Genomic DNA, 15,502 nt, shown 5'->3' on the forward strand with positions numbered 1-15,502 from the left:
CAATATAATAAAAAAAGGAGAAGCATTACACTTCTCCTTTTTACTGCTCTTAATATCCCGGATTCTGATACATCTTTTGGGGATTCAGCTTATATTCATCGAACGGGATCGGATAATAACGGTCCTTCTTAGAGAAGTTTGCCACCTTGGCAATACCGAAGTAAGTCTGGTCTTTCGCATGGAAATAAGTCACCAGCTCGTCTGTTGTGAACGTACGCAACAGGTCGTACCAGCGGTGATTTTCGAAAGCCAGTTCAATGCGGCGCTCGTGCAGGATCGCGAGTTTCAGCGAAGAGAACTTGCTGCTATACGCGTTATTCTGCATAGAAGTAGCGTAATCAGGCATACCGGCTCTTGCACGCACCATATCCAGGTATTGAATAGCGGTAGCGTTGTCGCCCAGATACATGTTCACTTCTGCCAGCATCAGGATAATATCTGCATAGCGCATCAGGATGCAATCATTACCACCATAACCGTTTTTACCGGCAGCGTCGCTGGCGTCACGGAATTTGGTAATGAACCAGTCCTTAACGATGTCTGCATTTGCATATTTGATAGAGAAATCTTTACGGAGATCGTTTGCTTCATACTCATTCACCAGGTCACCGGTTACGTTACCACCTACACCGGTAGCTACCTTCTGAGAGTTTACGGTTTCACCTTTCGCCTGGTTGTTGGCAGCGATGCTGGAAGAGTAAGTTGCGTCACCCTGTTTGTATACGATCTGGAAGATCAGCTCAGGGCAGGATGATTTCTTATCAACGCTGAATACATCGGAATAAGGGATGTCTTTCAGCTGACCGAACTTACGCATATTGTAACAGGCATCCAGGTACTGTTTTGCTTTCGTCAGATTTTCAGTTTTCTTACCATTGTCAATAGTCAGGGCCATTGTCAGATAAACCTGTCCCAGTAATCCGTTACCGGCAGCTTTAGACACACGGCCCACGTTTGCACCAGTCTGGAAATCAGGCAGCGGACTGTTCACCACATCCAGCAGGTCATTTACGATCTGGCTGTATACAGCGGTATCTTTCGCACGGAAGGTAGCACCATCTACTTCTTCCAGGGTAGTCAGCTGTTTTGTTACCAGAGGAACATCACCCCATTTGCGCACCATATGGAAATAGATCAGTGCACGGAGGAATTTTGCTTCAGCAGTGAACCCTTTTTTAGTGTTCTCGTTTACGAAGGCTACCTTATCGATATTGGTCAGTACCAGGTTTGCCCGGGAAATACACTTATACATATCTACCCAATGTGACTTGAGGTAGGTATTGCTTGACAGCAGGGAAAAATCTCCGAACTGAAAAGGCTCACCGGCATTGGACTGGCTATCATTACGGCCGGTATTGTCAGAGCGTTCTTCATTAAAAAGTCCGCTGCTTTCACCGATCGCATTGCTGCTTCTCAGTGACTGATATATACCATTTACTGCCAGCTGTACATCGTTTTCAGTCTGGAAGTATTCTGATACCGGCTGATTATTAGGATCGATCTGATTCAGGAAATCTTTATTACAGGAGGATGTTGCCAGCACAGTAGCAAAACCCAGTATTATTGCGAATCTATTCTTCATTTTTCAATGTTTAATCGTAAACGGATTAAAAGGCCAGTTTAACACCAGCGTTATAAGCACGTACCAGTGGGTACATACCGTAGTCTACACCCGGAGCGATATTGCTACCGTTACCGTAGTCTACTTCCGGATTGTAACCTTTGTATTTAGAGATGGTGAAGGCGTTGTCTACGCTTGCAAACAGGGAGGCTTTTGATACACCCAGTTTCTGTTGCAGTGCACGGAATCTGAAATTATATCCCAGCATGATGTTCGTACATCTGAAGTAAGATCCATCCTGAAGATAGAATGTAGACAGACGGGTACTGTTACTCTGCGTACCTGCACGGGAAGCACGGTATACGCTACCTGCGCCTGGCTGTGCATTGGAGCGGAAACGTTGTGCTACGTCAGCATACTGGTTACCGGATCCTTCCATGTTATACAGGTAGTAATCCTGGCCATCCAGTACCTGGTTGCCATAAGAACCGTTAAAGGAAGAAGAGAAATAGAAATCTTTGTAAGTAGCTGACAGGTTGAAACCATAAGTGAACTTAGGATAAGGGCTGCCAATGACATCTTTATCTGCATCATTTACTACACCGTCGCCGTTCTTATCATAGAAATACAGATCGCCAGGATGCATTGGGTTAGTGCTGGAAGCAGAAGGCGCTACTGTTTTGTAGTTTGCTTCTGTCGCAACACCCAGTACTCTGAAACCATAGAACATACCTACCGGCTGACCAGTCTGGATAATGTGTGTCAGGTAAGAACGTTCAGCACCTGCTTTGAAGATGGTATTTGCACCACCCATGTCCAGTACCTTGTTACGGTTTACGGAGATGTTACCGGTTAAGTTCAGGTTGAATGCTTTACCCTGAATAACGCGGCCATCGATCTGCAGGTCAATACCTCTGTTACGGATCTTGGAATCGCGCAGGTTGGTTGTTACTGTAGTTGCACCGGAGATAGCAGACACTGGTCTGTCAAACAGCAGGTTGTAGGAATAGCTCACATAGTAGTTAGCAATCACATTCAGACGGCCGTTGAGTAAACCGAGGTCCAGACCAGCATTGTACTGAGAAGTAGATTCCCATCCAATTTTCGGGTCCTTGATACCGTTTGCGAAAGTACCGGTATTAATGGTACCGTTACCGAACGGCACACCAGTAGGCGTACCCATTACGGTAGCGGAGTTATAGTTACCGATGTTGTTGTTACCACTCAGACCCCAGCTTGCACGCAGTTTCAGTGTAGAGTGCTGTCCCAGCCAGTCATGGTAGAATGATTCATTGGAGATATTCCAGCCGGCAGCTACTGAAGGGAAACTACCCCAACGGTTCTGCGGACCGAAACGGGAAGAAGCGTCTGTACGGAAAGAGGCAGTCAGGTAGTAACGGTTATCGTAGTTGTAGTTGATACGACCCAGGTAAGATACCAGTGTGTATACATATTTAGAAGCAGTGGTCAGTTTGAATAATGCTGCATCAGCACCTTTCGCACTTACTTCCTGGATACGGTCATCCTGGAAACCTTCCGCTCTGATCTCAAGGATATCACCGGTCGTTTTCTGTACGGTATAACCACCCAGTACATCCAGTTTATGTTTGTTGAACTGTTTGCTATAAGCAGCAGTGAACTCACCTAACTGGTCCAGTTTGCTGGTATTTTTTGCTCTTGCATTCGCTGCAGCTTTTGCCGCGTCAGAATATGGAGCGCTTACACCACTACTGAGACTGGTTGGATAATAGTAGTCATATTTTTCAGCGTAGCTGGACATACCCAGGTTTGCTTTCAGGGACAGTTCAGGCAGTACCTGGTACACAGCATAACCATTATAGGTAGCGCGGTTACCATTACGACGGATGTTGATCTCCTTCGCGATAGCCAGCGGGTTTTCAAAGCTGTTATAGCCATAGGTAGAAGACAGTGCAGCTACTTCATTCTTTACAATGTTACCATTGTCGTCGAATGCACGGTAAGTAGGCAGCATTAGCAGGGCAGCCATGATCGGGTTGTGGTCCCAACGGCCTTCTTCTGTTTCTCGGTTCTGGTTGTTGGTATAAGAAACGTTCATACCAGCTTTCAGTTTAGGATTGATCTGTCCATCCACGTTTGCACGGAAGTTGATCTTTTTCAGACCTGTATTTAAGATAATACCATCCTGGTTTTGATAACCACCGCTGATATAATATTTAACTTCTTTACTACCACCGGAGAAGGACAGGTTATGACGGCTGAACATCGCATTGCGGTACAGCAGGTCCTGCCAGTCAGTGTTATACTGAGGTTTGATCACTTTCTGGTTAGCGAAGTCGTAGAACTTTGGATCAACACTTACCGCGTTGGCGTTACCTACTTTAGCGATACGCGTAGCGTTATCATCTGAATACATCGCATCGTTCCATTCTTTACCACCGTTTACAACGAAGTCGTGGTAAGAGTTATTTCTACCGTCGATCATCAGCTGTGCAAACTCTTCAGAATTCAGCAGTTTCACTTTCTTACCCAGCTGGTTGATACCTGTCTGCAGATCGTACTGGAATTTACCTTTGCCTTCTTTACCACGTTTGGTAGTGATCAGCACCACACCACCAGAAGCACGGGAACCATAGATAGCAGCAGAAGCAGCATCTTTCAGGATGTCGATAGACTCAATATCTTCCGGGTTGATGAATACGTCATTGTCCATCGGGAAACCATCCACTACATACAATGGATCGGAGCTCGCGTTGATGGAACCTACACCACGTACACGGATCTTAGTACTGGCATAAGGAGCGCCACTTACCTGAGAGATCTGTACACCGGCTACTTTACCCACCAGGGCCTGTCCTACGGAAGGGCTGGTCAGATTCAGTTCACTAGCTTTCACACTGGAGATCGCACCGGTAACATCGCTTTTTCTAACGGACTGGTAACCGATCGCTACGATCTCTTTTAACTGGCTGTTCTGTACTTTCAGCTGTACGTTCATCAGGGCTTTGTCACCTACTGTCACTTCCTGTGCTGCGTAACCGATGAAGTTGTACACGAGTACATCGCCGGTATTTACGGTAATAGAATAACGGCCATTGGCATCAGTGGTCGTATTCTTTTTACTTGTTTTTTCATGAATGCTTACACCAGGTACCGGTTGATTGTTTTCATCGGTTACAGTACCGGTAATGGTGATAGGCGTAGCAGCAGCTGCGATGATAGGCGCTACTGCCTTTTCAATGAGTCTTCTCTTTTCGAGTTTCAGGAAGATATGGTTTTCATCTACCTGTTTTACGGAGCCCTGATAATTCTTCAGTAATACCTGAAATACGGTTGCCAGCGTTACATCGTCGGCTTTGTAGCTGACAGTCTCCATGCCATTCACTGCACTGGCGTTATAATTTACGGAGAGACCTGTTTTTTGCTCGATCAGCACGAATACATTCTTTAGTGGCTGATCTTTTACATTCAGACTGATACGCGCGTTACGTACGGTAACAGTGATGTACTCATGATTCAGATCGTTGGCGAAACTGATGAGATGAGTGAAAAGAAATAATACAAGAAAGCTTAACTGCTTCTTCATTGTTGGCGCATTACATTTTATTCGCATGACGCAATGTTGATTTTAATTTCATTGTTGTTTACCTGGTAAGAGATTCCTGAAAGCTGCTCTAATAATAGCAGCGCTTTGTTTAATGGTTCATTCTTTAACTGTAATGTGTAGCGGCATTGTCTCTTAGCCGTACCTGTGAGCATGATATGTATATTGTATTGTCTTTCGAGTACCTGTGCGATTTCTGCAATGGTTGCCTGTTCGAAGAACAGCTTATTCTGCTGCCATCCGGCTATATCTTCGGCCTTACATGGCTTCAGTTCATGTCTACCTGTACCTGCATCATAGGTCAGTAACTGATCTTTTTCAATACCAGGGGCCAGTATTTCTGTTTGCTGCTGTTGTTGCTTTTCTACACGTACCTTTCCGCTGAGTACAGCTACCTGTAAGGCGGCGTCTCCGGGGTATGCCTTTACGTCAAACACGGTACCCAGCACAACTGTACGCAGATTACCTGTGTGCACGATAAAAGGCTGTTTTGTATTCTGTCTGATATCAAAAGTACCCTGACCTGACAAGGTCAGCTCTCTGCGTTCCTCGCCAAAATCGGAAGGAATAACAACAGAAGAAGCGGCATTCAGTGTCAGCTGACTCCCATCCGGCAGCGTTAATTTTTTACGTTCTCCTTTACCTGTAGAGATAGATGCATAGGTTACTACAGCCGGTACTTTTGTATTGAAACGGAACAGGAAGAGCAGACCGGTAAGCGCCAGTACCACCACTGCGGCTGCGGCATAGAGGATATATCTGATCCTTCCCTTAGCCGGAAAGAGCGTATGCATGACGTTCACTACGACTTGATTGGCGGCGGCTGTCATTGCCTCACTATCAGGCAATTCTTCAAAACTTTCGAGCCATGCTTCTACCTGAGCAATCTCCTCCGGTGTGCATTCACCGGCTCTGTATTTTTCTAAAAGCGCTAATAGTTCGGCTTTGTCTGATGATGTTCCCATTCATCAGTATAGTCCTCAGAAGTGAAAAGTGGTACCGTTAAGGAATTGTAAACTCAATGTTAACACAATGTAAACAACGGTAAAGAAATAAGCAGCCAGGCGCAGACGGATACGTTTGAGCGCCATAGAGAGATTATTTTTAACTGTTTGCTCGGAGAGGCCGTATTCCTGCGCAATTTCAGGGATTGACCTGGCTTCCCATCTGCTGGATACAAAGATCTTACGCATGGTATCGTTCATCTTTGAGATCTCTGTTTCTACTTCTTCTTTTATCTCCAGCGATATGAGTTGATTCTCTATGGGGTATGTGGTTGGTTCGTCTTTTTCTTCCAGCGTAGTGTTACGGGCTATGGCTTTTTTATTGCCGACCTGCCAGTCTATGATCGCATAATGGACGGAGCGTTTCAGATATGCGGCGATATTATTAATAGTATGACGGTTCTTCCAGCAGGAAATAAATATCTCCTGCAAAAGATCTTTTGCATCATGTTCATTGCGGATGCGTGTATATATGTATTTATACAGCTGTACATTGTATCTATACATGATCGCCTCAAATGCTTTCTCGTCATCGGTTTGCGCGAGCGATAATAATTCGGCGTCTGTCAGATTCTCCATCATAATAGTTGGCTGAAGTGCAGCGCGAAATTAAAAAGCAGGGCTTTAGTTACATGTTATGTTTACGTTAACTACCCTCAAACACAGTGTGGGCCGGCCAAAAGACCAGCCCATTCCTTCATCATCTCTGTCAGGTTGCCTATAGCGGGAACTCGTCCCGGAAAGTCCCTCCTGTTTCCATATTTGCGATCTCATTGTCATCACACAGACAATCTTCGAGCTCTTTTACGATAGTATCTTTGTCCAAAGTACGTCCGATGATCACCAGTTCATTCTGGCGGTCGCCGAAATGTTTATCCCAATTTTTTTCAATTTCCTGCTGGTTGTCGAGGAAAGAAACATAGCGGATCCTGTCTTTATAGGGCATACTATCCCACCATACGCCGGCACGTTCTGCCCGCAGACTTCCACCTGCCTGACTCCAGTTCAGGGCATCATCTTTTCGGGAGGCCAGCCAGAATAGCCCTTTGCTGCGAATGATATTGGAATGCCATTCCTGGTTCAGGTAAGTCCAGAAGCGTTCCGGATGGAAGGGCCGGCGACTGCGATATACAAAACTGCTGATGCCGTATTCTTCTGTCTCCGGTGTATGAACGGATCTGTTTAATTCTTCTATCCAGCCTGCCTGCTGACTGGTTTCTTCAAAATCAAACAGGCCGGTATTCAGGATACAATGAAGATCTACCTTTCCAAATGAGGAAGTGACAATACGCGCACCTGCATTCATTTTTCTGATCACCGCCTGCAGCATTCCCAATTCTTCGGGAGTGACAAGATCTGTTTTGTTCAGGATGATCACATTGGCGAACTCAATCTGGTCAGTGAGCAGATTAACAATGGTCCTGTAATCTCCTTCCATATCGGTGATCTGGCGGTCCTGCAATGTTTCAATACTGCTGAAGTCACGAATGAAATTAAAGGCATCGACCACTGTTACCAATGTGTCCAGCGTGGATAACTTACTCAGATCAGTACCGGTTGCTTCGTCCTGGTAGGTAAATGTCTGGGCGACAGGTAATGGTTCGCTGATACCGGAGCTTTCGATAAGAAGATAATCAAAGCGGCCTTCTTTCGCCAGTCTTTCTACTTCTATCAGCAGGTCTTCGCGCAACGTACAACAGATACAGCCGTTACTCATCTCCACCAGTTTTTCTTCCGTTCTATGTAATGTCTGCTCATTTCTTACGAGTTGGGCATCTACATTTACTTCGCTCATGTCGTTGACGATGACGGCCACTTTCATTCCCTGTTTATTATGCAGGACGTGATTCAGCAAAGTAGTCTTACCAGCGCCGAGAAAGCCACTCAGCACCGTAACAGGCAATCTGTTCATTGTCATATGTATAGTTATTAAAATAAAGTTCCTCACCGGAAGAAGACATCCGGCAGTAGCTAAATAGTAGTGATTTTACTATCCTTATAAATGCATCATTGTTGCAAATGTAGAGTTTTTATTTATAAAACCAAATTCCTTTGTTACATCATTTGTTGAGCTGATGCATAAACACCATCAGGAATCGAAGGGACATAAAAAATCAAAATCACCCCTGTTGACATATTGATAATGAGCGCGTTAAAACGCCCTTCCGTTCAAAATGCGCTTAACTGACTAATTACCAGTTTAATGGGGTTTATTTCTTCCTATCAGAACGAAACTACACCGTTATTAAGCCGATATCCATCCGTTCGGGAGCGAAGAGATATCGCTATAGTGACGGTGTAATAGCGTTGTAGTTCGAATAACTGAATTGGTAATACAACAACACCAAAAACAGTCCGTAAATGATTTGCAGACCTCAATAAAAAGTCGTAAATTATAGTAACCACGTTAAAGAGTCAGGATTGTTAACCACTAAAAAAACCGAACATATGAAGGCCCTTTATTTTATGATGGTGAGCGTAGCGTTCGTGCTTTTTACGTCTTGCCGAAAAACTGACACTTCTTATACTGTGCTCCCTACACAAGAAGACCCGGAGGAGGTCATTCCAAAATCAGCTATCAATGCGTTTGTGCATCAGCAATTAGCAACCTATGGTTATTTTGACTGGAAAATGGCGAGTGACACTATGGTATGGAGTGCATTATTGCATGGGGATAGTATCCTATCGGTAGGTTATACAACAAATAGTAACGCTGAAGAAGTATTACAGCTGACAGGCCAGCAGGCGGTTTCACTACAGCCTGTACGGACAGCTACCAGTAATAAATTACATTTTTTGCAACTGCATGTCAGCAGTTATGCCACGGTGAAAGCCCTGCGTTCATCTGCCAGAATCCGCTATGCGGAACCAGTCGGATACGGTAATTATATGCGGGATGTCAATCCAAAAGATGCAGCAGTATCCTCTGATATTCTGGCATCGGGATGTGGCTATAATAATGCTAAAACGGACCTTGTCGCCGGTACGGATTATACCGTCATTTCTCCTGCAGCAAAGCTGTCCTGGAATTATGTTTACCATCGTATAGAGCAGGCATGGCAGCGCTCAACCGGACAGCACGTCAAGGTGATGATCATTGATACAGGTGTTAGTCCGCAGCAGGAAAATCTCGGCAGCGCCTTCAATCAGGGACTCTCTACCGGGCGAACTATTCAGAAACTAGGCACTTACAACAGTAGTCCCGATGATCCCTGCGGACATGGCACCAGTATGGCGGGCGTACTGGCAGGTCCAAGAGGCACGGACGGCAATACTGCGGGCATAGCGTACAACTGTGACCTGGCCATTGTACATGCAGCAGAAAACGTGGTACTGTTGTCTACGGCGGCCATTAACGGTGTTACGAATGCCTATGTGCAGGGAGCAGATGATCCTGCAGTAAAGATCATCAGTATGAGCATGGGCACGCTGTTCAGTTCCGGGCAGATAAAAGATGCCCTGTCATATGCATATAGTAAACAGAAACTGCTATTCTGTGCGGCTGGTACGTCTACTTCTTTCTTTGCCGGTTTTGTAGGCGTTATCTTCCCGGCCAATCAGCCACAGGTAGTGGCAGTCACCGGTATGAAAGACAACCTGAAAGACAGGTGCGATAATTGTCATACCGGCAGCAAAGTAGACTTTGCCATCGTAATGCAAAAATCATCCGGCAGGAATCCGCTTAGTATTGCGATGAGCGGAGATGCGCCTTCCACTGTTGGCGGTTCATCCGTAGCTACTGCCGGCTGTGCAGCTATAGCGGCGCTGGTATGGAGTAAATATCCTGCTTATCCGAGGGATAGCATTATCGCCAGAATGGCGAGAGCCTCCGGATTTGCCAATAGCAGAAGCAGTAAATTCGGATGGGGTATTATCAATGCAGATGCTGCCGTAGGTTACTGATCATCTTTTAAGGATCCTGTTCTGCAGTATCCTTTCCATGATCTCTTCCTTCTGATAACGGGACACAGGCACCTGATATCCGCCCAGCAGCAATACATTCCCTTCTATAGCGTCTATTTTGTCAATAGCCGCTATGTAGGATTTATGCGGCTGTATAAACTTATCTGCCGGCAGATGTTCCTGGAGCATTTTCAGCGTGAGGTGTGTGATCATCTTCTTCTGCTTCGTATGGATGGTAATATAATTTTCCATGCCTTCGGCGAACAGGATCTCTTCTACCAGGACCCTTTCCAGCTTGCTGTCTACTTTAATAAAAAAGTAGTCTTCCCTGGGTTTTACCTGTTCCTGTAGATTAAAATAATCAAAGGCTTTATTGGCTGCCCGCAGGAAGCGGTCCAGCGAAATGGGTTTTAGTAAATAATCCAGTACTTCCAGTTCATATCCCTGCATCGCATACTTCTCATATGCGGTGGTGAATATTACTTTCGGTGGATGAGCCAGCGTTTTCAATAAGTCTATTCCGGACAGATAAGGCATTTCTATATCCAGGAATAAGAGATCAACCTGTTCCTTCTTTAGGAAGGTGTTGAGTTCGACGGCGCTTTCGCATACCGCTACTAATTCCAGGAAATCTATCTGACTGATATAGCCTTGTAATCCTTTTCTTGCATAGGGCTCATCATCTGTGATGACGCATCTGATCTTCATCTTCTTCCGTTGTTACAGTTTGATAAGCAACCGGTTCCGGTTGTATGGACAATGCAGCTTTAAATGTACGTTCCGTTTTGCTGATATCAAAGGTATGTTTCCCTGGATACAACAGCTGTAAACGTCTTTTCAGATTCTCCAATCCGATCCCACCGGCGCGGGAGGTCATTGTTATTTTCGGTATGGCATTCTCCACAATAAAGTGGATGGTATTTTTATCCAGCGTAGCGGTGATATTGATCCAGTACTCCCCTCCTACGTATTTGAAGGCATTTTCCACCAGCGGAAACAGCAACAGTGGGTACACCTCCTGGTCATATAACTCCGGATCAAACTGTACATTTAGCACCAGTTTGTCTGAAGCTCTCACTTTCTGCAGATTGATAAAACTATGCAGGTATTGTATTTCATGACGGATGGAAACGGTCTGCTGCTGATCATACAACTGATAACGCAGCAGTTCGGAAAACTGCTCAACACTCTTCTTAGCGGCGCTTACATCTTCATCCATCTGGAAATAGATCGTATTCAGTGCATTGAAAATAAAATGCGGATGCAGTTGTGACTTGAGGAATTTAAGCTCGGCCTGTAGCTGATCATTCATGACTTCCTGTAGTTTGACCTTATTACTGACATACGCCTGCAGGAAATAGTTGGTCCTGCTTACACCATAGTAGATCAGGGAGTAAAGCAGCGGTATCAGATTGATATCAGCCACGTCATACCATTGCAAGCCATCATCTGTCAGCGCCGCCCAGGGCATTAATGTAACATTCTGGAATATGAGTGTTGCCAGTGAAACGATCGCCAGTTCCTTCAGCATTCGCTTTCGGTAATTGTCTTCATTACTCCAATGTTCATCAAAATACCTGTACAGTCTGTGATGTATGGCGAGTAACAGATACCCTGACAGGAAAGAAAGTGAGAATTCCCATCCGTTCAAGTAAAACGGACGTTCCCAGAACTTCATCCCTGTCACAGTATCCAGCAATAGCCGGATACTGAGATAGGTGGTCAGGCCATAAAGGCCGGGAAAAATATATTTACGGAAAGTATTCATCAGTTTATTTCGGTTGAGATATTAAGAGGCTGATAATAATACCTGCTCATCCTGCATCACCGGCTCTTCCTTTTGTTTTGTTTTCTTTCTGGCGGGTTTCATACCAAACAGAAAACGGGTGATATTATATGGGCGGATCAACAGATGATAAATGCTCATAGACGATATAAAAGTCGTAATCACGATGAATATATACTTCGCACCGATGGTATCTGTTGTCTTTACTACATAAAATGCCAGTATGACGATGATTGTCTGATGCAATATATAAAAAGGATAGACAGCCTGATTAATATAGTTCAGGGATGCATGCGGTTTATTCAGGTATTTTTTGCCATAACCAACCAGCGCGAATACCCATGCCCATCCACAGAGTGCCCTCAGCGCCAGGAACGCATAAGTACGCGGGTCCTGTTTCCAGTTACTGAGAACGTTCCAGGGCTCGATATCATTCCAGCGGAAATAATTGATTGTCACAATAGAAAGGAAAGCCATCAGGAAAGCGAAGCGTCTGTTTCGCTCCAGACTATCCATCAAAGCAGGTTGCGTTATGCAGATAAACCCTGGTATTAAGAAGCAGAGCCAGTAGAAGAAATAACACCAGTCATGCACCAGGTCGTTTGTTGCAGGGAATTGCAGGGTTAATGCGGCATATATGATCATACCAGGTAAGGCGAGCAGATAGACACGTTTGCCTTTAGCCAGCCATAACAGCCGGTCGCGGAAGCCCTGTGCTCTGGGAGAGACCATCCAGACGAACAGCGGGGCGCAGATAATATCATAAATCAGCAGGTAAACGACAAACCAGAGGTGATGCCAGCTAAGGTTTCCTTTGGGATAAGCGCCAGAAGTGAACATTTCGCCATAAAACTGCCAGAAGTTGCCGGTATAACCCTGTGTCACTCTTTCCAGGTAGACCTGTGGTGGCACAATAACCAATATGGCCAGTAAAACAGGAATCAGCAGTCTCCTGGTGCGCAGTGCGACAAAGCCCCCACCCGATCTGTTCTGCAACATGAAGTAGCTGACCGTGCCGGAAATGAAAAACAACAGGGGCATGCGGAAAAGATGCATAAAGTGGACCAGCTCCAGGAAGAGATTGCTGGTTTCTTTATTACGGATATGCCAGTCCAGTTCCGCCCCAAAAGGCATGGAGGAATGGAAGATAAGTACGCCAAAGATGGCCAGAATACGTAGCCAGTCGAGATATGCCTGTCTGGAGGAAGCGATTGTTTGCATAGCAGGGGATTTTTATGCTAAAGTATCCCTGCCGGGAGAGGCGTTCAATTTTCTTTGACCTATGGCACAGATTTACGGGTCAATAGCATTATTGCCTTCCCATAGCGGGGTAAATCCTCCAGAAAATATAGATATCGTCATTTCCCCGCCTATCAGAGCTAAAATAGCCCTTATTCCCATTTGCCTCTATCAGTACCCCAAAATCGTTTTTAGTGCTGTTAAAGGGCGCTCCTTCGTTCCTGGGGGCAGACAAGGGCTTATATGCAGAATCCAGGTTGACGCTGAAGATATCCAGTCCACCCAATCCCGGCCATTTATCAGACGAGAAATAGAGACGTCCTGCCGGGTCTATGTAAGGAAACATCTCATTGCCACTGGTATTGACCAATGGGCCGGCATTGATGGGCGGTCCCCAGCTGTTACCCGATTTACGGCAGTAATAGATATCCTTACCTCCGGCGCCACCGGGCATATCCGAAGTGAAGAAAAGTACATCTCCGTTGGGATGCAGGGCGGGTTGTCCGACGTTATAGTCTTTATTATTATGGGGAAATGCGGGCTGTGGTATCCAGTCTCCGTAACGCATGACGTAGGTCTGCAGACGTAATCTGGACACATCCCCCTTCCCTTTTGAAGGTTCATTATAGGTCACGATGATACTGTCCCAGTTACGGCTGAAACTTACCGGTCCTTCATGGTAACGTTTATTCAGTTTTGTATTAAAGGGAGCGATCATTTCTCTTGACAACTGGTTAGGGACAGCAACGAAGGTGGCTTGCGGATTAGCAGATACTTTTTTACTATCCCAGCTGCTTTCTGTACGGCTGTCTACATTCCGGAGATCTTTGGAGGCGTAACTGAGCACCTGTTCGAGTTCTTTGGTCCGCAGACCAGCATCTTTCACCCTGGCGGTATCTACAACACGGTATAAGGTAAGAAAGTCGCCGCCTGTCCAGGCATTGGTTTCCCGGAAGACCTTATTACGGGGTCTGTCAGATACGAATACCAGACCGGCGCCGTAGGTTACCGGACAAAAATCCGCATAACCACTATTGATGTTGAGGAGGGCCGTCTGCCAGTTGACAGAATCGGCCAGCAAAGCGTTTAGTCCCCCTTCATACAGACCGACTGTACTTTCCAGCTGAGGGTCAGGTTTGACGCTATTCACCCATTTGAACTGGGTAGCAGCTGCCTTATACTGACCATCCATTGCCAGTAACTGACCATAGCGGTAACGGTAGGCTGTATCAGTAACGTGACTGCTCAGCAGTTTATCATACCAGAATAGTGCTTTGGTGTATTGTTGCGTCTTATCATAACTGTCTGCCAGTTTAGCAATAGACGCTGCTGACAGTGAATCTCTCTTCATACTTTCCTGATAATATCCGATTGCTTCTGTGTAACGCATACCGTCATAGGCCCGTTCAGCACTTTTCAACTGGGCATATCCTTTGGAAAATATCAAGCTGAGAAACAAAACTGTCAGCAAACGCATATATCTCATTCTGTTGTTTTTTAAAAATAGCGGGGAGAAAGTACGCGGCCTTTTTCCCATCCGAATTCATAACGTAACATGATCTCGTGTGTACCCTGGTTGTACTTTACCAGTTTGGAGACGGTATGATCGTATGCATAACCCAGTCTGAACTGGTCATTTATCTGTACTTCTGCCAGCCCGCAGATCGCATCACCTGTGCGATATGAGGCGCCAACAGAGATCACATCTCTGATCCAGAGGTTTGCATTGATATCCACCTGTACAGGGGCGCCCCGTACTGCCTTTACCAGTGTGGAAGGTTTCAGTTTGAGGTCTTCATTGAGATCAAACACATATCCGGCGATGAAAAAGAAGTGCATATACTTCTTGGCCACCACATCTGCGCGGTAGTAAACGGCATCCTTGCGCAGATAGCTTTTCACCAGGTTGGGAATCGAGAACCCCGCATAGAACCTGTCCGTGTTATAATAGATACCGGCGCCAAAACAAGGCAGTAAGACATTGATGTTCTGCACGAAGGCCTGATCATCTTCATCGATGAGATCTACTTTGGTCAGATCAGCTTTAAAATTACTAAGCCCACCCTGCAGACCGATGGCCAGGGAGCCTTCATTTTCAAAACGGATACGGTATGCGTAGGTGGCATAGAAGCCGGTGGTACGCATGATCCCTATTTTGTCATTAAAGGCCTGGATACCTAAACCGACCTTGTTATCGCGGGTAGCCATATCAAAGGCAAACGTGGAAGTTTCCGGTGCACCGTCAATTCCTACCCACTGACGACGGTAGAGCGCTGTAGCACTTAATACGCCACGACTACCGGCATAGGCCGGGTTGACCCCCATCATGTTGAACATATACTGGGAGTACATCGCATCCTGTTGGGCCCTGACATCAGCAAGGCCCAGGATGAGACACGTTATTACGGCAAGAACTTGTTTCATAA

General features: G+C 45.7%; 11 protein-coding genes. 1 reads left to right on the top strand and 10 read right to left on the bottom strand.

What is annotated here, in order from left to right; genetic code table 11:
• Positions 1-49: 49 nt before the first annotated feature.
• The 5 genes from BMZ72_RS08615 to BMZ72_RS08635 all read right to left on the bottom strand — a co-directional run bounded on the left by BMZ72_RS08615 (position 50) and on the right by BMZ72_RS08635 (position 8,060).
• Positions 50-1,582 (bottom strand): RagB/SusD family nutrient uptake outer membrane protein, encoded by a 1,533-nt coding sequence (locus BMZ72_RS08615; protein WP_089807106.1) that lies wholly within the window; start codon positions 1,580-1,582, stop codon positions 50-52.
• A gap of 25 nt (positions 1,583-1,607) precedes the next feature.
• Positions 1,608-5,126 carry a SusC/RagA family TonB-linked outer membrane protein gene (locus BMZ72_RS08620; protein WP_089807107.1) on the bottom strand — a complete coding sequence of 1,173 codons (3,519 nt, stop codon included), beginning with the start codon at positions 5,124-5,126 and terminating at the stop codon, positions 1,608-1,610.
• A gap of 17 nt (positions 5,127-5,143) precedes the next feature.
• On the bottom strand, positions 5,144-6,109 hold the full coding sequence (locus BMZ72_RS08625; RefSeq protein ID WP_089807110.1) for a FecR family protein: 966 nt from the start codon (positions 6,107-6,109) through the stop codon (positions 5,144-5,146).
• 15 nt (positions 6,110-6,124) lie between these two features.
• Positions 6,125-6,730, bottom strand: a complete 606-nt coding sequence (locus BMZ72_RS08630; protein WP_089807112.1) for an RNA polymerase sigma factor — start codon at positions 6,728-6,730, stop codon at positions 6,125-6,127.
• A 136-nt stretch (positions 6,731-6,866) separates the two neighbouring features.
• Positions 6,867-8,060 carry a GTP-binding protein gene (locus BMZ72_RS08635; protein ID WP_255373143.1) on the bottom strand — a complete coding sequence of 398 codons (1,194 nt, stop codon included), beginning with the start codon at positions 8,058-8,060 and terminating at the stop codon, positions 6,867-6,869.
• A gap of 536 nt (positions 8,061-8,596) precedes the next feature.
• Between BMZ72_RS08635 and BMZ72_RS08640 the strand changes: the two genes are divergently transcribed.
• Positions 8,597-10,051, top strand: coding sequence for a S8 family serine peptidase (locus BMZ72_RS08640; RefSeq protein WP_089807116.1), 1,455 nt, complete (start codon positions 8,597-8,599; stop codon positions 10,049-10,051).
• On the opposite strand, the gene BMZ72_RS08645 is transcribed toward BMZ72_RS08640, so the two are convergent.
• The 5 genes from BMZ72_RS08645 to BMZ72_RS08665 all read right to left on the bottom strand — a co-directional run bounded on the left by BMZ72_RS08645 (position 10,052) and on the right by BMZ72_RS08665 (position 15,500).
• Positions 10,052-10,759: a LytR/AlgR family response regulator transcription factor gene (locus BMZ72_RS08645; protein ID WP_089807118.1), complete on the bottom strand. Its 708-nt coding sequence runs from the start codon at positions 10,757-10,759 to the stop codon at positions 10,052-10,054.
• Positions 10,731-11,819: a sensor histidine kinase gene (locus BMZ72_RS08650; RefSeq protein ID WP_089807120.1), complete on the bottom strand. Its 1,089-nt coding sequence runs from the start codon at positions 11,817-11,819 to the stop codon at positions 10,731-10,733. The genes BMZ72_RS08645 and BMZ72_RS08650 overlap by 29 nt, the downstream gene beginning before the upstream one ends.
• A gap of 21 nt (positions 11,820-11,840) precedes the next feature.
• Positions 11,841-13,058 carry an acyltransferase family protein gene (locus BMZ72_RS08655; protein WP_089807122.1) on the bottom strand — a complete coding sequence of 406 codons (1,218 nt, stop codon included), beginning with the start codon at positions 13,056-13,058 and terminating at the stop codon, positions 11,841-11,843.
• Positions 13,059-13,146: 88 nt separating this feature from the next.
• Complete coding sequence (locus BMZ72_RS08660) at positions 13,147-14,562, bottom strand: tetratricopeptide repeat protein (RefSeq protein ID WP_177222728.1); 1,416 nt, start codon at positions 14,560-14,562, stop codon at positions 13,147-13,149.
• A gap of 11 nt (positions 14,563-14,573) precedes the next feature.
• Positions 14,574-15,500, bottom strand: a complete 927-nt coding sequence (locus BMZ72_RS08665) for a PorP/SprF family type IX secretion system membrane protein (protein WP_089807125.1) — start codon at positions 15,498-15,500, stop codon at positions 14,574-14,576.
• Positions 15,501-15,502 lie beyond the last annotated feature (2 nt).

Origin of the sequence: Chitinophaga sp. YR627, from assembly GCF_900114995.1 — a bacterium.
Lineage (GTDB): Bacteria > Bacteroidota > Bacteroidia > Chitinophagales > Chitinophagaceae > Chitinophaga.